Source organism: Rhizobium sp. CB2179 (assembly GCF_057653455.1).
On sequence record NZ_CM172781.1, the window covers coordinates 946,171 to 967,648 of the forward strand.

Here is a 21,478-nt window from a genome sequence, read left to right on the forward strand (position 1 = left end):
TTCTTGGAGCCGTCCTTCCACGCCGTCCCGGCATTCACATGATCATTCACATTGATGGAGCGCATCCATGTCCTCTCTTCCCGTCGTCGGCGCCGCCATGACGCTCGATGAAGTCGAACTTCACCGCGACTGGCTCTTCGAAAAGTCCCGCGATCTCGAATTGCAGAGCTTCGTCGATGCCGAGATCCTGAACGGTGACTGGGCGCCGCTCGCCGCCCGCGCCAGAAGGCTTCTCGACGGTCATGGTGGGCGCCTCGGCATTCACGGCCCGTTCTGGGGCTTCACCATCGCCTCGGAAGATCCTGATATCCGCGCCATCGTCACAAGGCGCCTGCTGCAGGGCCTCGATGTCTGTGCCGCCATCGGCGCGACCCATATGGTCATTCACAGCCCTTATACGTCCTGGTCCTACAACAATCTCGACGACAATGCCGGCGCCCGCGAGGCCTTGGTCGAGCGCACGCACATGACCCTGCGCGACGCCATCAGGCGCGCCGAGGATATCGGCTGCACCATGGTCATCGAGAACATCGAAGACAAGGATCCGCATATTCGCGTGGCGCTTGCCGAGAGCTTCCAATCGCCCGCCGTTGCCGTCTCGATCGATACCGGCCACGCCCATTATGCCCATGGCTATACCGGTGCTCCGCCGGTCGATTATTACGTCAAGGCCGCCGGCAACCGCCTCCAGCATGTCCACCTGCAGGATGCCGACGGATATGCCGATCGACATTGGAGCCTCGGCGAAGGCTCGATCCACTGGCAGGCCGTCTTTAGGGCCCTTGCCAAACTCGAAAGCAATCCGCGCCTCATCATCGAGATCAAGGACAAGTCGAAGATCCCGGCTTCTGCGGCCTATCTCGCCTCGATTGGGGTGGCTGAATAAGGGTCGTTGCAAAGCGGCCTGGCTCCCTCTTCTCCCCTCGGGGAGAAGGTGCCCGTAGGGCGGATGAGGGGGCAGCACGGGCAGAACATTTATTATTGCCCTTCGCTTGCGCTCAGCGCATTCGCGGCTTTGCCGCTCACCCCTCATCGCCTCGCTATCGCTCCGGCACTTCTCCCCGCTGGGGAGAAGAGGACAGTGGCGGCGCTTTGCTCCTCCCGTGCTCGCTATGGACGGGAGGCGGAGTCGCCTCACGAAAACCGCGTAATCACGCTGATCCCCGTGGCCTCGGCCTTGTCGAGCGCCATCAGCGCCGGCACGGCTTCCTCGAGGCTGATCCGCCGTCCGATCAGCTTCTGCGGCGCTATCTTTCCGGCCGAAAGCATCGACAACATGGCGTCGTAGCGCCAGGCCTGCATGCCGTGGCTGCCGTAGATTTCCAGCTCGTGGCCGATCACCTGTGCCATCGGGATTTGCGGCGTCGCATGCTCGCCGAGCATCAACCCCACCTGAACATGCCGCCCGCGCCGGCGCAGGTTCTTGATCGAGTTGAAGCAGGTAACGGGATGGCCGAGCGCATCGATCGAGACATGCGCGCCGCCCTTGGTGATCTCGCGCACTGCCTCCGCCACGTCGGCAACGCCTGACGCATTGACCGTCGCCACCGCCCCGCACTCCCGCGCAAAGGCGAGTTTCTCCTCGGATATATCGATGCCGATCGCATTCGCCCCGAGCGCGGTGGCGATCATGATCGCCGACAGGCCGACGCCGCCGCAGCCATGTACGGCGATCCATTCGCCAGGCCCGGTGCGGGCCTGGTCGGCGACGGCGCGAAACGAGGTGGCGAAGCGGCAGCCGAGGCTTGCCGCCGTCGCATCGTCGATCGTATCGGGCAGGTGCACCAGATTGGTATCGGCATAATCGATCGCCACATATTCAGCGAACGACCCCCAATGGGTGAAGCCCGGCTGGAACTGGTTCGGGCAGACCTGCTGGTTGCCGGAATGGCATTCGCTGCAATGGCCACAGCCGGAAACGAAGGGCACGGTCACCCGGTCGCCCACCTTGAAGCGCATCACGCCGCGGCCGGTGGCGACGATCCTCCCGGCAAGCTCATGTCCCGGCACATGCGGCAGCCGGATATCGGGATCGTGCCCCATCCAGCCATGCCAGTCGCTGCGGCAGAGCCCGCTGGCCCCGACGGATATGACGACACCGTCCTCGGCCGGCGTCGGATCGGCAACGGTGCGGATTTCGGGCGCCTGTTCAAAGGCTTCGTAGAACATGGCTTTCATCGGCGTCTTTCCTTGCTGCTTATCCGCTGTTGCGCCCATCATCGCATGCGGCAGCCAGCCATTCCAACATTCCATTCCATCATTTTTGCTGATGCACCCATCGATGAAGCTGCCGTTGCTGCGCACGAATATTGCGGCCTGGCGGCATTCCCCGGCATTTTCTTGCTTCCGTGTTTCCGCTCGGGATTTGTCCTTGACCCGGCTTACCGCGGCGGTTTTTCCTTCTCCGGCTTCAGGAGGAAACCATCATGGCAGTCGATACAACACCCCGTTCAACCACCTGGACTCATGTCGATGGAGAGTGGCTCCCCGGCAATCCGCCGCTGATCGGGCCGACCTCCCATGCCATGTGGCTCGGCTCCACGGTCTTCGACGGTGCCCGCTGGTTCGACGGCATCGCGCCGGATCTCGACCTGCATTGCCAGCGCATCAATCGCTCGGCACTTGCCATGGGCCTGAAGCCGGTGAAATCGGCCGAGGAGATCGTAGCGCTCGCCTGGGAAGGCGTTGCGAAATTCGATGGCGCCACGGCGATTTATATCAAGCCGATGTACTGGGGCGAACACGGTTCGCCCGGCAGCGTCGTCGCCGTCGACGGGGAATCGACCCGCTTCGCGCTCTGCCTGTTCGAGGCGCCGATGGGCGGTCATGGCGGCACCAGCCTCACTGTCTCGCCCTATCGGCGCCCGTCGCCGGAAACGGCGATGACCGAGGCAAAGACCGGCTCGCTCTATCCGAATAGCGGCCGGATGATCGCCGAGGCGCGCAGCCGCGGTTTCGACAATGCGCTGGTGCGCGACCTGAACGGCAATGTCGTCGAGACCGCCTCCTCGAACGTCTTCATGGTCAAGGACGGCGTGGTGATGACGCCCGCCGCCAACCGCACCTTCCTTGCCGGCATTACGCGGGCCCGCGTTATTGACCTGCTGCGCAAGGCCGGTTTCGACGTGCATGAAGCAGCGCTCTCCGTCGAGGATTTCATGCAAGCCGACGAGATCTTCACCACCGGCAACTACTCCAAAGTCGTCGGCGTCACCCGCCTCGACGGCCGCGACCTGCAGGAAGGCCCGGTCACCCGCAAGGCGCTGGAACTCTACATGGACTGGGCCTTCGGCCGCAGCGAGAGCGAGGAGTGAGGAGAGGTCCCGCGAAGCGGGAGCAATCGATCCAGTGAATCGATTGCAACGACGAACGCCCGAAGCGCAAGCGCAGGGCTGCAGCGGTTCGGCGGATCAGAGCCCAGCCCGCCTCTCATCCGCCTGCCGGCACCTTCTCCCCGCTTGCGGGGCGAAGGGGGATAGCCGCAGCCTCTCAGTTCACGCAAGGGTCGTCAAAAGTACTCATCTCGCCTGTAGAAATTGCCGTAGAGGTGCGTCAGCACCGAATTGGCTGCCAATTTTTCTTCATCGCTGTCGCCATAAACCAGTTTGGGCGGATCGCTTTCGCTAAAGATGAGAGCGACAAAATGATTGTAACCCGCGCCGGCGATCCCTGTCGAAACGTCGCGCCCCTCAATGATCGTACCGTTCTGTGCAGAGCCACTCGCGGCTGCCGACGCTTCGAAACGCGATTTATTGAAAATGACGTACCATAGCCAAGGATCGAACAAAGGCACGGTGATCATCGTCCCAAAACAAACCGGAACAATGATGATAGCAATAAGACGACTCACCATTCCACGGATACGACGACGAAATAACGCGACTAATGCGCCGATAAACCAAACGAACAGTATGCCCGCGACCGAGAGAAAGAGCAGCGGCCCTCCCAATAGATCCAAGAGTCCTCGTAGCCCATTGGCCGAATCAAGCGGCCAAAAATCCAAGGCGCGATGGTAAGCTGCACACGCGATGCCAAGAAAAGCGGCGATGACCATTCGCCGAACATTCCAAATATCTATGGGCACAGCCGACACACCATCCTGTTGTTTTTCATAGTCGAATGGTGTCCAGCGAAGTCGAGGCATTTTTGGGGCCGAACGGCATTGCTGCCGAATTCCGCTGTGTTGCAGTGAAGGGTGACCTCCAATGTAAAATTGCCCCTCACGTCATCCACTTCCGATGTTCCGCAAATCTCTCCGCCAAGAGGTCGATGAACAGCCGCACCTTCGTCGGGAGATGGCTGCGGTTGGGATAGACCGCGTTGATGTTGAATTCGATCGGCCGGTAGTCCGGCATGATCTTCACCAGCCGCCCTTCGGCGATGTCGTCGAACACCACGAAACTCGGCGCCAGGAAGATGCCCCGTCCGGTCAGCGTCAGGAAACGCAGCATCTCGGCACTGTTTGAGACGACATTGCCGCTGATCTTGACGCTCTCCTTTTTGCCTTCGCCATCCTCGAAGCGCCATTCGTCGCCATAGGGGTAGTAAGCATATTGCAGGCAATTGTGATCGGCGACCTCGGCCGGCGTCTTCGGCATCGGATGGCTCTCGAAGTAGGCCGGCGAGCAGACGAGCATGTGGCGCCAGGGCGTCAGCTTGCGGGCGATGAGCGATGAATCCGGCGGCGGTACGGTGCGCATCACCAGGTCGTATCCATCCTCGATCATGTCGACCATCCGCTCGCCGACGCTGAAATCGAGTGAGATCGACGGATAGAGTTCCATAAATTCGCCGACGACGGGCAGCAGGAAACGCACGATGGCGCTGCTGGTATAAACCTTCAGCGTGCCGCGCGGCGTCGTGCTCAGCGCGCCGGCCGTCCGGTCCGCCTCATCGAGTTCGGCCAGGATCTGCAAAGAGCGCTCATAGTAATATTTGCCGGTTTCCGTCAGGCTGACCTTGCGTGTCGTGCGGTTGAGCAGTCGCACGCCGAGCCGGTCCTCCAGCGACTGCACGTGATTGCCAACCATGGTGACGGACATGTTGAGCCGGCGCGCGGCGGCGGAAAAACCACCGCATTCCACCACCCGGCCAAAGACTGTGAGGCTTGTCAGCCGATCCATATTGCCCTCGGATTATCCGCTGAGAGTTGATGATCCTTCCCGATATAAGCAGATTATCAAAATAAATGTCAGGGTGCATTTTCCTTCATATCGAACAGGGCCTCTCACGAGGAGGCCAACGGTGAAGGAGAAGGACGATGGTCGAGTTACCCCGCAAAGACGTTTTCGAAAGTGCGAGGGAGGCTGAGCAGATCCTGGCCGAGGAAGTGGCCAGGGCGCCTACGGCGGAGGCGCCCCCCATGCCTGTCTCCGAAGCGCCGGTCGCCGAAGCACCGGCTGCGGAAACTCCCAAAAAGACCGGCCGCCGCATCGTCAAGCGCGCGGTCATTGCAGCGGCGCTGCTTGCCGGCGTCGCCTTCGCAGGCGATTTCGGCTACCGCTACTGGACGGTCGGCCGCTTCATCGAATCCACCGACGATGCCTATGTGAAGGCCGATTACACCACTGTCGCCCCGAAGGTCGCCGGCTATATCAAGGCAGTGCTCGTCAACGACAATGACGCGGTCAAGGCCGGCCAGGTTCTCGCCCGGATCGACGACCGCGACTTCCAGGCGGCGCTGTCGCAGGCCAAGGCCGATGTGAAGGCAGCGGAAGCCGCCATCACCAATATCGATGCCCAGATCGCCCTGCAGCAGTCCGTCATCGAGCAGGCGAGGGCGACGATCGATGCCTCGCAGGCATCGCTGGATTTCGCAGTATCCGATGCCGCCCGCTCGGCCCGCCTGATCACCAACGGTGCCGGCACCCAGTCTCGCGCCGAACAGACCCAGTCGGCCCGCGACCAGGCCGCTGCCGCCGTCGAGCGCGATCGGGCAGCCCTCGTCACGGCTCAGAATAAGGTGCCGGTGCTGCAGACTGAGCGTGAACAGACGGTTGCCCAGCGTGACCGTGCGGCAGCCGCCGCCCAGCAGGCAGAGCTCAACCTCTCCTATACGGATATCGTCGCCGCCGTTGACGGCACGGTCGGCGCCCGGTCTATCCGGGTCGGCCAGTATGTCACCTCGGGCACGCAGCTGATGGCGGTCGTTCCGCTGCATGCGGTCTATGTCGTCGCCAATTTCAAGGAAACGCAGTTGACCTATATCAGCCCCGGCCAGTCGGTCGAGATCAAGGTCGACAGCTTTCCCGATATCTCGATCAAGGGTCATGTCGACAGCGTTTCGCCGGCAAGCGGCCTGGAATTCTCGCTGCTGCCACCGGACAATGCCACCGGCAATTTCACCAAGATTGTCCAGCGCATCCCGGTCAAGATCGTCATCGACGACGAGGCGCTGAGCGGCCTGTTGCGCTCGGGCATGTCGGTCGAGCCGGAAATCGATACCAAGGCTGCCCAGACCCAAGCTGCCGAGACCAAGCCTGCCCAAGCCCCTGGAACAGCCGGGGAGGGATAATCCAGCCACGCTGGATGATCCTTCCCTTCTTCGCCCAATTATCCCGATCATTCCCGAATGATCCCGATCATTCCCCGAATGATCACCCGAACCCCGTCATGAGAAAGTTTCCCGCGAGAGCTGGAAGGAGATAAGCCATGGCCACTCTTCAGATCGCAGCCAACAGCAATGCGCTGGCGCCCCCCGCCGTTGCAGCGCCCGCGACACCTGCGGCGATGAGCCCACTTCGCATGTGGGCAGCCGTTGTCGGCTCGACGCTCGGTGCCTTCATGGCCGTCCTCAACATCCAGATCGTCAATGCCTCGCTTGCCGATATCCAGGGCGCGATCGGCGCCGGCACCGATGACGGCGGCTGGATTTCGACCTCCTATCTGATCGCCGAGATCGTCGTCATTCCGCTCAGCGCCTGGCTGGCGCGGGTCTTCTCGCTCCGCAATTACCTGCTCACCAACGCCATCCTCTTCCTCATCTTCTCCGTTGCCTGCGCCTTCGCGGCCAATCTGCAGCAGATGATCATCCTGCGCGCCATTCAGGGCTTTTCCGGCGGCGTGCTGATCCCGATGGCCTTCACCATCATCATCACCCTGCTGCCCAAGGCCAAGCAGCCGATCGGCCTCGCGCTCTTTGCCCTGTCTGCCACCTTCGCGCCGGCGATCGGCCCGACGATCGGCGGTTATCTCACCGAGAACTGGGGCTGGGAACATATCTTCTATGTCAACCTGGTACCCGGCGCGCTGATGGTCGGCCTGCTCTGGGCCTCGCTCGACCGCGCGCCGATGAACCTGAAGCTGCTCGCCAAGGGTGACTGGCCAGGCATCATCACCATGGCAATCGGCCTCGCCGCCCTGCAGACCGTGCTGGAAGAGGGCAACAAGGAAGATTGGTTCGGCTCCGATTTCATCCTCCGCCTGTCCGTTATCGCCGCCGTCTCGCTGACGCTGTTCCTGATCATCGAGCTGAAGACCGCCAATCCGCTGCTGAACCTGCGCCTGCTCGTGCGCCGCAACTTCGGCTTCGGCATCGTCGCCAATTTCCTGCTCGGTATTGCGCTTTACGGCTCGGTCTTCGTGCTGCCGATCTATCTGACCCGCATTCAGGGCTATAATTCCGAGCAGATTGGCATGGTTCTCGCCTGGACCGGCATCCCGCAGTTGCTGCTGATCCCGCTGGTGCCGCAGCTCATGAAGCGTTTCGATGTCCGCCTGCTGATCGTTGTCGGCTTTGCCCTCTTTGCCGCCTCGAACTTCATGAACGTCCACATGACCGGCGATTATGCCAGCGACCAGCTGTTCTGGCCGAACATCGTCCGTGCGATCGGCCAGGCGCTCGTCTTCACGCCGCTTTCGGCAATCGCCACCGCCGGCATCGAGCAAGAAAATGCCGGTTCGGCTTCCGCACTCTTCAATATGATGCGCAATCTCGGCGGCGCCGTCGGCATCGCTTCGCTGCAAACCTTCCTGTCGAAACGCGAGCAGTTCCACTCTAATATCCTGACCCACTCGGTCTCGATCTTCGAGGAAGCCACGCGCGATCGCATCGCCAGGCTCACCGGCTATTTCATGAGCCACGGTGTCAGCGATCAGGCGCTTGCCGGCCATAAGGCCGTCGTCGCCATCGCGCTCAAAATACGCAAACAGGCCAATATCATGGCCTTCAGCGACACCTTCTTCCTGCTCGGCGTCGCCCTCGTCGTCGCCCTGCTTGCAAGCCTGCTTCTCAGGAAACCCGGTCAACTCTCCGGCGGCGGCGCCCACTAGCGCCGTGCGGCCCTCAAGGAGGAGAAAGCCATGACGTCAGCGATCTATGCTCCCGATACCAACAGGCTCCAAACGAAGACCGCCGGCCATGCCGTCAGCGTCGGCGCACTGCTCTCGATCATCGAGTGGCTCTCCGGCGACGAATGCCACGCGCTCGATGAAGCGGGCCTCGTCTCCGGCCTCGGCCGCAGGCTTCAGGCGCTCGGCCTGCCGGTCGACCGGCTGACGCTGCATCTGATGACGCTGCATCCCGAGTTCATTGGCCGCACCATCGCCTGGGCGCCGGGCGAACCGGTCGAGATCCATGATCGGGAACACGGCGCGCGCGTCGCCATATCAAATACGCCGCTGCGCAAGGTCATGGAAACCCGCGAGCCGCTGGTCGTCGATACCAGAGAAAGCGTGCATGGCCGCTGGCAGCATATCGATGTCTTTGCCGATCGCGGCCTTATGCAGCTCGTCATCGCGCCACTCTGCAATGTCGACGGCCCGGTCAGCGCCGCCGTCTTCGGCACCAAGCGGCCGGGCGGCTTCACCGCCTCCGAGCGCGAGGTGATCGAGCGCATCCTGCCGGCGCTGCGCAACACCAGCGAGCTGCGCATCCTTCGCCAGGTCGAGCTCAGCCTGCTCGATACCTATATCGGCCCGCTGACGGCAAGCCGCATCCTGGCCGGCCGCATCCGCCGCGACGAGATCGAATCGATGGAGGCAGCTTTGCTGCTCTGCGATCTGCGCGGCTTTACCGAACTGTCGAACCGGCTGCCCGGCAGCACCGTGCTCGGGCTGCTGAACGCCTATTTCGACAGGATCGTGCCGGCCATTACCCGTGAAGGCGGCGAGGTGCTGAAGTTCATGGGCGACGCCGTGCTTGCCTTCTTCCCGGGTTATGATGCCGCCCATTCCTGCGGCGCGGCCCTGGCATCGGCCCGCGCCATCCTCGATGAGATCGACCATTTCCAGTACGAGGGCATCGGAGTCAAAGCCGGCATCGCCCTGCATTATGGCGAGGTCAGCTACGGCAATGTCGGCTCCGGCCGCCGCCTCGACTTCACCCTGATCGGCGGCGACGTCAATCTGGTCAGCCGTATCCAAACCGCCTGCAGCGAACTGGGAGAGGCACTGCTGATGTCGGCGCCGTTTCGCGACGAAGCGGGGGCAGGGGATGTGGTGTCGGTCGGGGCGCACGGGCTGAAGGGGTTTGCCGATCCGGTGGAGCTGTTTACGATCGTACGGTAGGGGCGCGACGCCACCCCCCTCTGCCCTGCCGGGCATCTCCCCCACAAGGAGGGAGATTGGATGGGCGCGATGGCTTCCCCAAACAAAGGGCAGAGGGGGTGCTGCACCCACCGAGATACCAAACCGCCCACTTGCATAAAACGCATGGCAGGTCTGCCCGAAACGGTTTCGTCTTCCCCCATCTTTTCGCCATAGTGGCGCCGAAATTCCGTAAGCGGGGAGGAAGAGGCTTATGACTGTGCTGTTCGACGAACAAGGCGAGATCATCCGCGAACTGGGTGTCGCCGCCGACATCGACCCTGAGCGCGAGATCGAACGGCGAACCGCTTTTCTCAAGGATTATCTCGTCGCCTCGGGCATGCGCGGCTACGTCCTCGGGATCAGCGGCGGCGTCGATTCGCTGACGGCGGCGCTGCTGGCTCAAAAGGCGGTGCGCGAGCTGCGTGACAGCGGCCATGCGGCCGAATTCATTGCCGTGCGCCTTCCCTACGGTGTCCAGGCGGATGAGGCGGATGCGGGAAGGGCGCTGGAAACGATCGGCGCCGACCGCTCGATGGTGGTCAATATCAAGGCACCGGCGGATGCGATGCTTGCCGCCGCGCAGGACGGCGGCCTCGCCTTTGCCGATGCCGGCCGGCAGGATTTCATCCTCGGCAATATCAAGGCGCGCCAGCGGATGATCGCCCAGTTCGCTCTTGCCGGGGCGCTTGGCAGCCTCGTCATCGGCACCGATCATGCGGCCGAGGCGGTCATGGGTTTCTTCACCAAGTTCGGCGATGGCGCCGCCGATATCCTGCCGCTCGCCGGCCTCAACAAGCGCCGCGTCCGCCTGCTGGCAAAGCGGCTCGGCGCCCCGGACGAGCTGGTGTTCAAGGTGCCGACCGCCGATCTCGAGGACCATCGGCCGCTGCGCCCCGACGAGGAGGCCTATGGCGTCAGCTATGACGAGATCGACGATTTCCTCGAAGGCAAGCCGGTCGGCGAGATCGCCCGCCGCCGCATCCTCGCCGCCTATCGGGCGACTGCTCACAAGCGCGCTTTGCCGGTGGCGGTCAGCGCGCTCTGACGGTCGCCCAAGCGCGGGATGCGCGGGCGCAAGCTGGGGATTTACGGTCTGACCGGCTCTCCTGTTCGTCCTGATGAAGCGAGATAGGCATGCGGCGCGAAATAGACGCCGTCGGCATCGAAGGCCTCGAGATCTTCGGCCCGCAATGCCTCGCGCACCTTCGGCCGTGCCGCCACGCGGGCCATGAAGCCGTGCAGCGCCGGCCATTGCTTGAGATCGATGTCGGTCCAGGGCGACCAGTTCAGGCAGACGAAGAGATAGGCATCCGCCACCGTGAAGGCATCGCCGGTGAGATAGGGTCCGGCAAGGCGACCGTTCAGCCAGGTGAGCCGCTTCGATATCAGCGCGCGGACTTCCCCATGAACGCTGGAATAAGTCGGATTGAAGAGCAGCACCATCGGCTTGTGCAGCTCGGCGGTGATGAAGTTGAGATAGGATTGCACCTCGTTGCGGCGGATGTTGCCGACCTCAGGCAACAGGGCTGCCCCTTCGGGCACGCTGTCGGCGAGGAACTGCACGATCGCCGGTCCCTCGGTCAGCACCTTGCCATCGTCGAGCACCAGCGCCGGCACATAGCCGTTGCCGTTGATCGCGAGGTAATCCTCGCCGGTGCTCGTCCTGTAGGTCTTACGGTCGACCTGGACGAGCTCGATATCGAGCCCGAGCTCGCGGCAGATGATGTGCGGCGAAAGCGAACAGGCGGCTGCGTGCATGTAAAGTTTCATTGCGGTTTCCTCCCCTTGTGGAGGCGGTCGGTGCCGCCCGCCAATAACGTTGAACATTTGTACTGTTTCGCATAAAATAACTCTCGTCAAGAATTTAATGCGAAACGGTACAAATATGAAAGACGAGAAGAAGCGCGGCCGCCCGAGGGCTTTCGACGCCAAGGCGGCGCTCGGCAAGGCGCGGGATGTCTTCTGGGACAGGGGGTTTGCCGCCGCCTCGCTCGACAATCTGAGCGCTGCGACCAACCTCAACCGCCCGAGCCTCTACGGCGCCTTCGGCGACAAGGAGGATCTCTATCTCGATACGCTGGAGGGGTATCGGCAGGACGGCATGGACGTGCTGACTGAGGCACTCGACCCGTCACTGCCGCTGCGCGACAACATCGCCCGCGTCTATGCCGGTGCGCTGGCGATCTATCTGCATGGCGAAACCGCCGCCCGCGGCTGTCTGCTGATCGGCACGGCATCGGTCGAGGCGGTCCAGCATGAGCGGGTCCGCGAGGTGCTCGGCCGCAGCCTCAACGATTTCGACGACGAGATCGAAAAGCGCATGCGGCTTGGCGTGGAAAGAAGCGAGCTTCCGGAAAGCGCCGATCCGCAGATGCTTGCAAGGCTCGCCTCCGCCGTCATGCATTCGCTCGCCGTCCGCGCCCGCGCCGGCGACAGCCGCGAGACGCTGGAAGCGATCGCCCGGTCAGGCGTCGAGCTGATCTGCGGAAGCGCCAATAATCCTTAGGTCGACTCCCGAGTCTCCGCATCCCTCGGCCGTACCATCCAGGCATAGGCCGCACCTGCGACAAGCAGCACGGAGGTGCCGAGGAAGACTGCCCGCATGCCGATATGCCCGCCGACGAAACCGCCAAGGATGGGGCCAGCCACCTGGCCGACATATTGCGAGGAAATCGAAAGCCCGAGAATGCTGCCGGCCGCACTGTCAGGTACGCTGTGGCGGATGACCGCGGCGATGCAGGGCAGCAGCCCGCCGAGCGCCACACCCATCATGAAGCGCAGGATGATCAGTTGCCAGGCGCTGGTGACGAAGGCCTGCGGGATCAGCAGCAGCCCGGCGACGGCGAGCGCGCCTGCAATCACCGGCCAATGGCCGATCCTGTCGGCAAGCTTGCCGAGCCATGAGGCCGAGAGAATGCTGCCGAGGGCGGCAGCCGACATGACGACGCCCGATACCATCGTCACCTGGGATTCGACGGGCACCAGCTGCGCGACATAGACGGTGATGATCGGCTCGATCGACATATTGGCAAACATCAAGAGCATGCCGGTTACCAGCATGGCGATGACCGGCCGCTTGTCGGCAATGGATTTCCAGCCGCCGCTGGCCTTGGCCGCCTGCTTGCGGGCCGGCGATTTCTCTTCCTTGATCAGCAAGGCCGTGGCGAGAAAGGCGAGGAAGATCATACCGCCGGCGGCGAGGAACGTGCCGCGGATGCCAATGATCGGCGGCAGCGCGCCGCCGATCAGCGGCCCGACGAGATTGCCGGCCATGATTCCGGAGGAGAGCACGCCGAGCGCCCAGGCCGAGCGGTCCTTCGGCGTCTGCGTCGCCACGAGCACCATCGAGCCGGAGGCATAACCGCCGGCAAGCCCGACGAAGAGGCGCAGCGCCACCAACTGCCAGACATTGCCGGCCATGCCCATCAGCGAGATCGCCAGCGTCATCCCGAGGCTGGCGCGCACCAGCATCAGCTTGCGGCCGTAAATATCGCCGAGCCGGCCCCAGAGCGGCGCGACGAGGGCCGCGGCGAAGAAGGTGGCGCCATAGGCGATACCCGACCATTGCACGATGTCCGCATGGTCGCTGACGCCGAGTTCCTCGACATAAAGCGGTAGGAAGGGAAGCAGCAGCGTCATCGCCACGATCGTGGTGAAGGAGCCGATCAGCGAGATGGTAAGATTGCGCTTCCAGTGGATCGAGCCCGGCCTGGCGCTGGCGGCGTCCAATTGCGTATCGGTCATTCTCTCTGCCCCGGCATTGATCGCGCGGGCGAAGTTCCGCACGCCTGATAAAACGATGTGCCCTTTGCCGCGGCGATCAGATCGGCGCGGGTGAAACTGTCCTGAAGATCGAGCTTTTCGAGGTCGAGCGCATAGGCCGTAGCGGTGCATGCGCTCGCCGTTCCAGGGCGGGCACGCACTGATATAACCGCGCTATGGCCCATCCTTCAAGACGGCGCTTTCGCATCGGTGACCTGTCTTTGGAAATGAGAGCCGCAATCTGGACCCTCTCGGGCAAAAGTGCTAGAACAGGACCGATTGCATGATGCAATCGGTTAATCCAAGGACATTGCCATGAGCGACATGCGCACATCCCGAGAGCAGACCGTCCGTCATCTCTACGCCGCCTATCTCGACGACCGCAAGGATATCGTCGGCGCCATGTTGACGGAGGATTTCACCTTCTCCAGTCCGCGCGACGACCACATCGACCGGGCGACCTATTTCGAGCGTTGCTGGCCGAAGGAGCCGGTCTTCCGCGGCTTTGACATCGAATTCCTGGCGATCGACGGCGACGAGGCGGTCGTCCGCTACCGTGCGGAAAAACGCGACGGTGGCAGCTTCCGCAACATCGAGAGCCTTCGCTTCCGCGGTGACAAGATCGCCTCCGTGGATGTCTATTTCGGCCGGAATCTCTGATCCCCCGGCCGGGATGGCGATCGCTCTTTACAGGATCCGTATCGCCGACGTGCCGATGATGATCATCGACACCGCCACCATCAGCGGCCGCACCGGCAGCCGTTTGACGAGGATCGCGCCGAAGGGGGCGGCGATGACGCCGCCGATGATCAAGCCGATCGCCGAATTGAGCTCCGACCAGCCGAGCGTCAGCATGAAGGTCAGGGAAATCGTCAGCGTCACCGCGAATTCGGTGAAATTGGTCGAGCCGATCACCCGTTTCAGGTCATGGCCGCGGCTGACGAGTGAACTGGTGACGATCGGCCCCCATCCGCCGCCGCCGATCGCATCGAGCACGCCGCCGCAAAGCCCGACCGGCGGCACCATCCAGTCGCGAACGTCCCGCGTCGGCGGCGGCCGAAAGGCTTTGTAGAGGATCACCAGCCCGATCGCGATCAGATAGGCCGACACGAAGGGTTCGATCGCCTTGCCGTCGATATTGGCAAGCAGATAGGCGCCTATCGCGCCGCCGATCATGCCGGCCGGTGCGAGCCGCGCCACCAGGCGCCAGTCGACGTTGCGATGATAGGCATGCGAGATGCCCGAGGCGGCGGTGGTGAACATTTCCGCCACATGCGTCATGGCGCTGGCATTGGCCGCCGGCACCCCGAAGGCGAGAAGGCTCGTCGTCGACAGTACGCCGAAGGCCATGCCGAGCGCGCCGTCGACGATCTGCGCGCAGAAACCCACGACGATGAAAAAGAAGAGATCCGATGTCATGCAGTCCCCTCAGACGAACGGTAGCATCAGAATAGGCGACGCGGGAAAAAATTTCCGGTCTCAGCCGGCAAGTCCACGCTGCTTCAGCCGGATGATTTTGAAGAAGCCGTTCGGAAAGACCGGCAGGATATCGGCAGCGGCAAAATCGCCGCGGCGCTCGGCCCAGGCGACGATGCGGTGAATGCGGAAGGCGGAGGACCAGCCGATGTGACGCACCAGCGGCGCCAGCGCCGTCTCGATCGCGCCCTGCAGACCGGCGCCGTCGCCAAGCTTGCTGGCGAGGATGATCTCGCCGCCCGGCCTGAGCACCCTGGCGCATTCGTCCAGTGCCCGTTCGGGTTCGGGGATGAGCGTGATGACGAAGGGCAGGCAGACCACATCGAAAGACCGGTCGGCAAAGGTGAGCGCATGCGCATCCATCACCTCCAGCGCCTGCACGTGCTCAAGATTTTCGCGTTTCGCCTTTTCACACGCCCGCGCGATCATGTGTTCGGAAATGTCGATGCCGGTCACCCGGCAGTGGCGCGGGTAATGGCCAAGCGTCAGGCCGGTGCCGACGCCGATCTCCAGGATGTCGGTGCCGGCCGCGGCGGCGAGGGCTGCAAGCTTGCGGTGGCCATCGCGCAGGATGCCGCGATAGACGCGGTCATAAACCGGTGCCCAACGCTGGTAGATTTTTTGCTGATCTTCCGCCCTGCTGCGAAGCTCTGACATGCCGGCACCTCCCACAGCGCCACGCGCCTCTCAGACGCCCAAGGGACGCGAACACTTTGAATTGCTGCATAATTCCAGGAAAAGTGAAAAGTGGTTTTCCAGGAATTGCATACAACAAAAGATTTGAGCGGTTCTCGCTTCGATAAAAAAGCCGAACCACCCTCAAGCCCAGCCTTTCAACTCCTAAGGGTAGGCTCCGGTTCCGCACGAAATGTGACGCAGGGCACAGATTCTCACTTGCGATCACTTTGGCGGCACCTGGGCAGCCCCGCGGCCGCCTATTTTGCCGGCATGAGACCGAGCGTCTTGGCGTCCAGCTCGCTGCCGATCTCGACGGTTTTCTTTTGCTTGTCGTAGACGCAGATCTGGGCGATCAACCCCTTGGCACCCTTCGGCTTGCCTATCACAAGGGCAAGCCCGTAATGCGAACTACCGAAGGGATCGACGGTGGCGCTGGGCTTTTCGATCGTGACCGCTGCCTTCTTGCATTTAGCCTCGACGTCAACGGCGAGCTGCTTCCAGGCGTCATCGGAGGAGGCATGCGCCGCACCTGCCAGGCAAAGCAGTACGGCGGCAGTGAGAGGCTGGATTATTTTCCTGTTCATATCGGGTCTCCGTTGATCTCCATAATGGGCAAAGTGGTTTTCGGGGCGGGTATTCCCATTGATTTGCCCAGGCGATTTCTACGCACGACTCCAACCCTGCAACTGAGGCAAATTTTCCTCCGGCCGGTCGTTTTTTGATAATTCGCCGGTTGCCTCTCCCCCTTTCCCCTCCTATGTTCCGCCTCACCTGCCGAGACGCAATCTATTGCCAAGAGGAGATCTGACATGGCTTTCGAATTGCCTGAACTTCCCTATGACTACGAAGCGCTTGCTCCCTTCATGTCGAAGGAAACGCTGGAGTTCCACCACGACAAGCACCACAAGGCCTATGTCGACAACGGCAACAAGCTCGCCGCCGAAGCCGGTCTTTCGGACCTCTCGCTCGAAGACGTCGTCAAGAAGTCCTTCGGCACCAATGCCGGCCTCTTCAACAACGCGGCCCAGCATTACAACCACATCCATTTCTGGAAGTGGATGAAGAAGGGCGGCGGCGGCAACAAGCTGCCGGGCAAGCTCGAAGCGGCCTTTACCTCCGATCTCGGCGGCTATGACAAGTTCAAGGCCGATTTCGCCAATGCCGGCGCCACCCAGTTCGGCTCCGGCTGGGCCTGGGTTTCCGTCAAGAACGGCAAGCTCGAAATCTCCAAGACCCCGAACGGCGAAAACCCGCTCGTTCACGGCGCCACCCCGATCCTCGGCGTCGACGTCTGGGAACACTCTTATTACATCGACTATCGCAACGCCCGCCCCAAATATCTCGAGGCCTTCGTCGATAGCCTGATCAACTGGGACTACGTCCTGGAACGCTACGAAGCAGCCACGAAGTAAGCGGTACCAGACTCGCCGCCATGGCGGCGATGTCGTCCGAATCTTCGAACTCAGCACCCGGCGCCTCAAACGCCGGGTGTTTCGTTTTACGATCAGTCGCGAGATCTTTGTGAGATCCTCAACAGATGAAGCATCTTCAATATAAGCCCGAAGCTGTCCTGTTCGACATGGATGGCTTGATTTTTGATACCGAGGCTTTGTATCGGGACGCAGTTATCAAGGCCGCTGAAGAAAACGGGTTTAAAATCCCGGTGTCCGCCTATCTGGAAACGATTGGACTACCGAGCGCGTCAGCCAAGGCGCTTCTGGGCATGCATCTTGGTGTAGAAATTGCCATTGAGGACTTGTGGAAACAGGCCTCGGATCAGTTTCAGACGATGGTCGCAACAGAGCTTCGCCTCAAGCCTGGGGTCATCGAAATGCTAGACTGGTTGGAAGAGATTCAACTTCCGTGGGCCATCGTTACCTCCTCAGACCATGACACAGTGCTCAGTCATCTGCTGGCGGTGAATCTGAGAGATCGCTTTAGATACATCATCGCCCGCGGAGACTATAGGGCGGGAAAGCCTCATCCGGAGCCGTACTTGAAAGCTGCAAGCCGGTTAGGGGTGGACCCCAGCCGTTGTGTTGCACTTGAGGATTCCCGCAACGGCGTGCTTTCAGCATCTCGCGCCGGCCTGATGACCATAATGGTACCCGACCTCGTTCAGCCAGCGCAGGATACTCAAAGTCTATGTGCATATGTCGCACCAAATTTACACGACGTTCTTGCTGTCTTGATCGATACGCTCCAAGCGACGTGAGTGCGTCGGAATGGGCGATCACACACTTTGGGGATCTCAGCAGTTGACGCATTTCGATCATGCTTTGGGACGCCGTCACATTCCTGTCATTGGCCGCTCCTAATCACGCCCCATGTCTTCTTCCGCTCCTTCCCTATTCCGTTTCGGCATCATCGCCGACCCGCAATATGCGGCGATCGCTCCGCATATTGCGATGGATCGCTATTATGCCAACAGCCTCGCCAAGGTCGCCGCGGCGATCGAGGTCTTCAACGGCGAGCAGCTCAGCTTCGTCATGACGCTCGGCGATGTCATCGACAGCAGATTTTCAAGCTTCGACGATATCCTGCCGGTCTATGAGACGCTCAGGCACGAAGCGCTCTTCCTGCTCGGCAACCACGATTTCTCGGTCTCTGCAGGACACTTGTCCGAAGTCGCCGCGCGTCTCGGCATGCCGTCGCCCTATTACAGTTTCGTGCGCCACAGCTGGCGCTTTATCGTGCTCGACGGCAACGAGGTCAGCATCTTCGCGCCGCCCGAAGGCCATCCTCATCGCGCCCTTGCCGCTGAGATGCTGGCGGAGCTACAGGCAAAAGGTGCGAGGAATGCCCATCGCTGGAATGCCGCGCTGAGCGACGAACAATTCGCCTGGCTCGGCGATGAAATCGCAAAAGCGGCTGCGGCCGGCGAGAAGGTGATCGTCATGAATCACTATCCGGTGCATCCGCCCAGTGAGCACGGCATGTGGGACAGCGAACGCACCGTCGCGCTGCTCGCCTCCAGCAGCAATGTCGTCGCCTATCTCAACGGCCACGACCACGTCGGCAACTACGGCATGGCCGGCGCCTGCCACTTCGTCAATTTCAAGGGCGTGGTTGACACCGAGATGGAAAACGCCTTTGCGATCGTCGAGGTCTATGCCTCCAGAATCGAAATCCGCGGCTTCGGACGCGAGGTGAGCCGCACGCTGGCTTATTAGGTTGCGATAGGCTGCTGCTATTGTTTGGTTTGCGCGAGTGGCTGCCCCTCACCCTAACCCTCTCCCCGTAAACGGGGCGAGGGGACGTGCCTTGCGCGAGGTGAGTGGGGAACGGAGAGGTTTGCGGCATATCCCCTTCGCCCCGCCTGCGGGGAGAGCGACTGTCTTGTTTGTCAAGCGGTTTGCCATGGTCGTCCGTCCCTGATGATGGCGTTGAGGATGGTGAGTAGCTTGCGCATGGTTGCGACGATGGCGACGATCTTGGGCTTGCCGGCCGCGACCAGCCTGTCGCGGAAGGCCTTGAGGTCGGGGTTGTATCGGCTGGCGACGAGGGCGGCCATGAATAGGACGGCGCGCACTTTGCCTCGGCCGCCGCCGATGAAGCTCTTGCCTTTCCATTTTCCCGACTGCCGCGTCCATGGGGCAAGGCCAGCCAGCGATGCGATCTCGCGCCGGTCGAGGCTGCCGAGCTCCGGCAGTTCGGCCAGCAGCGTGCGCGCTGTCGTCGCTCCGACACCCGGCACCGAGGTCAACAGCGCCTCGCGCACCCGCCAGACCGGCGACTTGCGGATGTGGCTGTCGAGATCGGCATCGAGGCTTTCGAGCTCGCGCCGCAAGGCTTTCAGCAAGCGCTTGATGCTTTTCTGCGCCTGCTTTGCCAGCGCCATGCGCAACCGGTTCTCCTCGGCTACGACCATCTGCACGATCTGGCGCCGGCGAGCCACAAGCTCGGAAAGAGCCTGTGTCTCGGCATCGCGCAACGGCCGGATCTCGGGCTTCGTCGCCAAAACGAAGGCGGCGATGACGGCGGCATCGATCGGATCGGTCTTGGCCCTGCGGCCGATCGCATGGGCATAGGCGCGCACTTGCGCTGGATTGATGACGAGGACGGTTAATCCGGCGGCCGACAGCCCAGCCACCGCCAGCATCTCGTAGCCGCCGGTCGCCTCCAACCCAATCGCATCAACACCGATGCCTTTGAGCCGCTCGACCAGTTCATCGATGCCGGCATGGTCGTTGCCGACGGCAAAGACCTCACCTTGCGGCAGGATCGCAACATCCAGGCGCTCTTTCGAAACGTCGATTCCAACAACAATCTCCATCTGATCCCATCCTTGCCTAATCGGGCTTTGCCTTCGCAAGCGGCCCTGGCGACTGTTCGGGTTCAATGGAACAGCGGATGGAGACCCACGCTCTCCCACGGGCTTGGTGTCCCAAAGGTGCATCGGTCTTCCATCCGCCACCGCAAGAGGCATTACAGCGCCAGGAGCGGATAAAGGGAAGTTACAAAGGTGCCGGCAGGCGGATGAGGGGCTGGTCTCGCCAACCTCGTGGCCGGGATGTTAGGTGACATTGACGCCCCTGCTTGTACCCCAAACGCCACACATCAAGCCGGCACAGCCTTCTCCGTCCACCCACTGGTCCAGAGTTCCCTCAGCCGGTCGCCGTCGCCCTTGAAGAAATCCTCGGCTGTCGCGCAGCGCTCCACCCGGTCGCTGCGGAAATTGCGGATTGCCTGGCGCAGCTCGCACCATGCGACGATATTGGCGGTCTGCGAATAATAGATCAGCGCGACCGGCCGGATTGTCCGCTCGCTCTCGCGGCCGAGTTCATCGCGATAGCCGAGCATTAGCTTGCGCTCGTCGCGGATCGCGCGGCGCACGATTGCCAGGTCGAAGCCCGCCGGCTGCGCGATCGAGCCCCAGGCATAAAGCGCCTTGTTGTCCATCGCCTGGCGCAGCGGCGCCGGCACGGCGCCTGATATCTTCCGGTTGACCCGGCGTGCGGCCTGTTTCAGCTCCTCGTCCGCCGTCCGTTCGAGCAGCGCTAGCGACAGCACGATCGCCTCCATCTCCTCGATCGAGAACATCAGCGGCGGCAGGTCGAAGCCCGGCCGCATGATGTAGCCGATGCCGCGCCCGCCTTCGATCGGCACCCGCATCGCCTGAAGGGCGGCGATGTCGCGATAGATCGAGCGCACGGTCACTTCGAGCGTCTCGGCCATCGTCGCCGCCGTCATCGGCTTTCTTGCCAGCCTGAGGATCTGAATGATCTCGAAAAGCCGCGAGGCCTTGCGCATTTAACCTCTCCCATCCGCCACGCTCCTGACAATACACTGTCAGTTGGGTTCCCGTATAGAGCCGCCTATCGGATTGAAATCAATCAGGGTCTTTCAAAACGACCCGCAGAACCAAAGGCGGTAACTGACATGAACTACAATGAAAACCTCTGGCTCTTCTTCACCCTTCTCTTCGGCATCATCATCGTGCCTGGTATGGACATGCTCTTCGTGCTCGCCAATTCGCTGACCGGCGGCGTCAAGCGCGGGCTGGCGGCGACCGGCGGCATCATGGCCGGCGGCGCCGTGCATTCGGCCTATGGCGCGGCCGGCGTCGGCGTGCTTGTCACCATGCTGCCGCAGCTCTTCAACGTGCTGCTCTTTGCCGGCGTCGCCTACATGATCTGGATCGGTATTTCGCTGATCCGCAGCTCGATCACCGTCGAGGCGGTCGGGCCGGGAACGGCACGCTCCGGCTGGCGCGCCTTCCGCCAGGGCGCCGTCACCTGTCTCGTCAATCCGAAGGCCTATATATTCATGTTTGCCGTCTACCCGCAGTTCCTCAGGCCGGAATATGGCCCGATCTGGATGCAGGGCCTGATCATGGGCATCATGACTGTCGTCACCCAGTTCGCCATCTACGGCACGCTGGCGATGACGGCCGGCCGCAGCCGCGACCTGCTCGTCGCCAACCCTGACGTCACGGCCTTTGTCGGCCGCTTCGCCGGACTGCTGCTGGTTGCCGTCTCCGCCTTCAGCCTCTGGCAGGGGTGGAAAAGCGCCTGAACCGCCACTGCATGTC

22 protein-coding genes are annotated in these 21,478 nt (G+C 62.1%); 12 read left to right on the forward strand and 10 right to left on the reverse strand.

The genetic code is table 11. From position 1 onward, the window contains the following. The first annotated feature begins 67 nt into the window (after nt 1–67). Nucleotides 68–886 (forward strand): sugar phosphate isomerase/epimerase family protein, encoded by an 819-nt coding sequence (locus tag AC244Q_RS04765; protein ID WP_113547053.1) that lies wholly within the window; start codon nt 68–70, stop codon nt 884–886. A gap of 248 nt (nt 887–1,134) precedes the next feature. Here the strand turns inward: AC244Q_RS04765 and AC244Q_RS04770 are convergent, their stop codons facing one another. After that, nucleotides 1,135–2,178, reverse strand: a complete 1,044-nt coding sequence (locus AC244Q_RS04770; RefSeq protein ID WP_012756601.1) for a zinc-dependent alcohol dehydrogenase family protein — start codon at nt 2,176–2,178, stop codon at nt 1,135–1,137. Between the two features lie 248 nt (nt 2,179–2,426). Here AC244Q_RS04770 and AC244Q_RS04775 point away from each other — a divergent pair, with 248 nt between their 5' ends. Further along, nucleotides 2,427–3,314: a branched-chain amino acid aminotransferase gene (locus AC244Q_RS04775; protein ID WP_113547054.1), complete on the forward strand. Its 888-nt coding sequence runs from the start codon at nt 2,427–2,429 to the stop codon at nt 3,312–3,314. Nucleotides 3,315–3,508: 194 nt separating this feature from the next. Here the strand turns inward: AC244Q_RS04775 and AC244Q_RS04780 are convergent, their stop codons facing one another. Then, nucleotides 3,509–4,054 carry a hypothetical protein gene (locus AC244Q_RS04780; RefSeq protein ID WP_028741562.1) on the reverse strand — a complete coding sequence of 182 codons (546 nt, stop codon included), beginning with the start codon at nt 4,052–4,054 and terminating at the stop codon, nt 3,509–3,511. A 166-nt stretch (nt 4,055–4,220) separates the two neighbouring features. After that, nucleotides 4,221–5,123, reverse strand: a complete 903-nt coding sequence (locus AC244Q_RS04785) for a LysR family transcriptional regulator (RefSeq protein WP_113547055.1) — start codon at nt 5,121–5,123, stop codon at nt 4,221–4,223. A gap of 137 nt (nt 5,124–5,260) precedes the next feature. Between AC244Q_RS04785 and AC244Q_RS04790 the strand changes: the two genes are divergently transcribed. The 4 genes from AC244Q_RS04790 (at nt 5,261) to nadE (ending at nt 10,573) form a co-directional block, all read left to right on the forward strand. Continuing rightward, on the forward strand, nt 5,261–6,514 hold the full coding sequence (locus tag AC244Q_RS04790) for an HlyD family secretion protein (RefSeq protein ID WP_113547056.1): 1,254 nt from the start codon (nt 5,261–5,263) through the stop codon (nt 6,512–6,514). A gap of 137 nt (nt 6,515–6,651) precedes the next feature. After that, a complete protein-coding gene (locus tag AC244Q_RS04795) occupies nt 6,652–8,271 on the forward strand; it encodes an MDR family MFS transporter (RefSeq protein ID WP_113547057.1) in 1,620 nt (539 codons plus the stop codon). Nucleotides 8,272–8,301: 30 nt separating this feature from the next. Beyond that, the gene (locus AC244Q_RS04800; protein ID WP_128408136.1) at nt 8,302–9,507 is read left to right on the forward strand and encodes an adenylate/guanylate cyclase domain-containing protein; all 1,206 of its coding nucleotides are present in this window, start codon (nt 8,302–8,304) and stop codon (nt 9,505–9,507) included. 232 nt (nt 9,508–9,739) lie between these two features. Beyond that, complete coding sequence (gene nadE / locus AC244Q_RS04805) at nt 9,740–10,573, forward strand: NAD(+) synthase (protein WP_113547059.1); 834 nt, start codon at nt 9,740–9,742, stop codon at nt 10,571–10,573. Nucleotides 10,574–10,614: 41 nt separating this feature from the next. On the opposite strand, the gene gstA is transcribed toward nadE, so the two are convergent. Next, nucleotides 10,615–11,298, reverse strand: a complete 684-nt coding sequence (gstA, locus tag AC244Q_RS04810) for a glutathione transferase GstA (RefSeq protein WP_113547060.1) — start codon at nt 11,296–11,298, stop codon at nt 10,615–10,617. A 115-nt stretch (nt 11,299–11,413) separates the two neighbouring features. Between gstA and AC244Q_RS04815 the strand changes: the two genes are divergently transcribed. Then, on the forward strand, nt 11,414–12,034 hold the full coding sequence (locus AC244Q_RS04815) for a TetR/AcrR family transcriptional regulator (protein WP_113547061.1): 621 nt from the start codon (nt 11,414–11,416) through the stop codon (nt 12,032–12,034). Here the strand turns inward: AC244Q_RS04815 and AC244Q_RS04820 are convergent. Further along, nucleotides 12,031–13,272, reverse strand: coding sequence for a multidrug efflux MFS transporter (locus tag AC244Q_RS04820; RefSeq protein WP_113547062.1), 1,242 nt, complete (start codon nt 13,270–13,272; stop codon nt 12,031–12,033). The two genes, AC244Q_RS04815 and AC244Q_RS04820, sit on opposite strands and share 4 nt — an antisense overlap. A gap of 333 nt (nt 13,273–13,605) precedes the next feature. On the opposite strand from AC244Q_RS04820, the gene AC244Q_RS04825 reads away from it, so the two are divergent. Further along, nucleotides 13,606–13,950: a nuclear transport factor 2 family protein gene (locus tag AC244Q_RS04825; RefSeq protein WP_113547063.1), complete on the forward strand. Its 345-nt coding sequence runs from the start codon at nt 13,606–13,608 to the stop codon at nt 13,948–13,950. A gap of 27 nt (nt 13,951–13,977) precedes the next feature. Here the strand turns inward: AC244Q_RS04825 and AC244Q_RS04830 are convergent, their stop codons facing one another. The 3 genes from AC244Q_RS04830 to AC244Q_RS04840 form a co-directional block, all read right to left on the reverse strand. Next, the gene (locus AC244Q_RS04830) at nt 13,978–14,709 is read right to left on the reverse strand and encodes a sulfite exporter TauE/SafE family protein (RefSeq protein WP_113547064.1); all 732 of its coding nucleotides are present in this window, start codon (nt 14,707–14,709) and stop codon (nt 13,978–13,980) included. Between the two features lie 60 nt (nt 14,710–14,769). Next, nucleotides 14,770–15,423, reverse strand: a complete 654-nt coding sequence (locus tag AC244Q_RS04835) for a class I SAM-dependent methyltransferase (RefSeq protein ID WP_113547065.1) — start codon at nt 15,421–15,423, stop codon at nt 14,770–14,772. Nucleotides 15,424–15,701: 278 nt separating this feature from the next. Next, nucleotides 15,702–16,028 carry a hypothetical protein gene (locus AC244Q_RS04840; protein WP_012756615.1) on the reverse strand — a complete coding sequence of 109 codons (327 nt, stop codon included), beginning with the start codon at nt 16,026–16,028 and terminating at the stop codon, nt 15,702–15,704. 225 nt (nt 16,029–16,253) lie between these two features. On the opposite strand from AC244Q_RS04840, the gene AC244Q_RS04845 reads away from it, so the two are divergent. The 3 genes from AC244Q_RS04845 (at nt 16,254) to AC244Q_RS04855 (ending at nt 18,617) form a co-directional block, all read left to right on the forward strand. Next, nucleotides 16,254–16,856 carry a superoxide dismutase gene (locus tag AC244Q_RS04845; protein ID WP_113547066.1) on the forward strand — a complete coding sequence of 201 codons (603 nt, stop codon included), beginning with the start codon at nt 16,254–16,256 and terminating at the stop codon, nt 16,854–16,856. Nucleotides 16,857–16,981: 125 nt separating this feature from the next. Beyond that, on the forward strand, nt 16,982–17,659 hold the full coding sequence (locus AC244Q_RS04850; protein WP_113547067.1) for an HAD family hydrolase: 678 nt from the start codon (nt 16,982–16,984) through the stop codon (nt 17,657–17,659). Between the two features lie 112 nt (nt 17,660–17,771). After that, nucleotides 17,772–18,617 (forward strand): metallophosphoesterase, encoded by an 846-nt coding sequence (locus AC244Q_RS04855; RefSeq protein ID WP_113547068.1) that lies wholly within the window; start codon nt 17,772–17,774, stop codon nt 18,615–18,617. 173 nt (nt 18,618–18,790) lie between these two features. On the opposite strand, the gene AC244Q_RS04860 is transcribed toward AC244Q_RS04855, so the two are convergent. Both AC244Q_RS04860 and AC244Q_RS04865 read right to left on the reverse strand, forming a co-directional pair. Continuing rightward, nucleotides 18,791–19,720: an IS110 family RNA-guided transposase gene (locus AC244Q_RS04860; RefSeq protein ID WP_113545960.1), complete on the reverse strand. Its 930-nt coding sequence runs from the start codon at nt 19,718–19,720 to the stop codon at nt 18,791–18,793. Nucleotides 19,721–20,004: 284 nt separating this feature from the next. Beyond that, complete coding sequence (locus AC244Q_RS04865) at nt 20,005–20,697, reverse strand: helix-turn-helix transcriptional regulator (protein WP_113547069.1); 693 nt, start codon at nt 20,695–20,697, stop codon at nt 20,005–20,007. Nucleotides 20,698–20,826: 129 nt separating this feature from the next. Between AC244Q_RS04865 and AC244Q_RS04870 the strand changes: the two genes are divergently transcribed. Next, nucleotides 20,827–21,462, forward strand: coding sequence for a LysE family translocator (locus AC244Q_RS04870; protein ID WP_128408250.1), 636 nt, complete (start codon nt 20,827–20,829; stop codon nt 21,460–21,462). The last annotated feature ends 16 nt before the right edge of the window (nt 21,463–21,478 follow it).

Excerpts from the sequence above, each read along its gene's own strand:
- AC244Q_RS04815 (WP_113547061.1), top strand. The coding sequence starts at position 11,414 with ATGAAAGACGAGAAGAAGCGCGGCCGCCCGAGGGCTTTCGACGCCAAG.
- AC244Q_RS04800 (WP_128408136.1), top strand. The coding sequence starts at position 8,302 with ATGACGTCAGCGATCTATGCTCCCGATACCAACAGGCTCCAAACGAAG.
- AC244Q_RS04830 (WP_113547064.1), bottom strand. The coding sequence starts at position 14,709 with ATGACATCGGATCTCTTCTTTTTCATCGTCGTGGGTTTCTGCGCGCAG.
- AC244Q_RS04780 (WP_028741562.1), bottom strand. The coding sequence starts at position 4,054 with ATGGTCATCGCCGCTTTTCTTGGCATCGCGTGTGCAGCTTACCATCGC.
- AC244Q_RS04840 (WP_012756615.1), bottom strand. The coding sequence starts at position 16,028 with ATGAACAGGAAAATAATCCAGCCTCTCACTGCCGCCGTACTGCTTTGC.
- gstA (WP_113547060.1), bottom strand. The coding sequence starts at position 11,298 with ATGAAACTTTACATGCACGCAGCCGCCTGTTCGCTTTCGCCGCACATC.
- AC244Q_RS04835 (WP_113547065.1), bottom strand. The coding sequence starts at position 15,423 with ATGTCAGAGCTTCGCAGCAGGGCGGAAGATCAGCAAAAAATCTACCAG.
- nadE (WP_113547059.1), top strand. The coding sequence starts at position 9,740 with ATGACTGTGCTGTTCGACGAACAAGGCGAGATCATCCGCGAACTGGGT.
- AC244Q_RS04785 (WP_113547055.1), bottom strand. The coding sequence starts at position 5,123 with ATGGATCGGCTGACAAGCCTCACAGTCTTTGGCCGGGTGGTGGAATGC.
- AC244Q_RS04765 (WP_113547053.1), top strand. The coding sequence starts at position 68 with ATGTCCTCTCTTCCCGTCGTCGGCGCCGCCATGACGCTCGATGAAGTC.
- AC244Q_RS04850 (WP_113547067.1), top strand. The coding sequence starts at position 16,982 with ATGAAGCATCTTCAATATAAGCCCGAAGCTGTCCTGTTCGACATGGAT.
- AC244Q_RS04770 (WP_012756601.1), bottom strand. The coding sequence starts at position 2,178 with ATGAAAGCCATGTTCTACGAAGCCTTTGAACAGGCGCCCGAAATCCGC.
- AC244Q_RS04860 (WP_113545960.1), bottom strand. The coding sequence starts at position 19,720 with ATGGAGATTGTTGTTGGAATCGACGTTTCGAAAGAGCGCCTGGATGTT.
- AC244Q_RS04855 (WP_113547068.1), top strand. The coding sequence starts at position 17,772 with ATGTCTTCTTCCGCTCCTTCCCTATTCCGTTTCGGCATCATCGCCGAC.
- AC244Q_RS04865 (WP_113547069.1), bottom strand. The coding sequence starts at position 20,697 with ATGCGCAAGGCCTCGCGGCTTTTCGAGATCATTCAGATCCTCAGGCTG.
- AC244Q_RS04845 (WP_113547066.1), top strand. The coding sequence starts at position 16,254 with ATGGCTTTCGAATTGCCTGAACTTCCCTATGACTACGAAGCGCTTGCT.
- AC244Q_RS04795 (WP_113547057.1), top strand. The coding sequence starts at position 6,652 with ATGGCCACTCTTCAGATCGCAGCCAACAGCAATGCGCTGGCGCCCCCC.
- AC244Q_RS04775 (WP_113547054.1), top strand. The coding sequence starts at position 2,427 with ATGGCAGTCGATACAACACCCCGTTCAACCACCTGGACTCATGTCGAT.
- AC244Q_RS04870 (WP_128408250.1), top strand. The coding sequence starts at position 20,827 with ATGAACTACAATGAAAACCTCTGGCTCTTCTTCACCCTTCTCTTCGGC.
- AC244Q_RS04825 (WP_113547063.1), top strand. The coding sequence starts at position 13,606 with ATGAGCGACATGCGCACATCCCGAGAGCAGACCGTCCGTCATCTCTAC.
- AC244Q_RS04790 (WP_113547056.1), top strand. The coding sequence starts at position 5,261 with ATGGTCGAGTTACCCCGCAAAGACGTTTTCGAAAGTGCGAGGGAGGCT.
- AC244Q_RS04820 (WP_113547062.1), bottom strand. The coding sequence starts at position 13,272 with ATGACCGATACGCAATTGGACGCCGCCAGCGCCAGGCCGGGCTCGATC.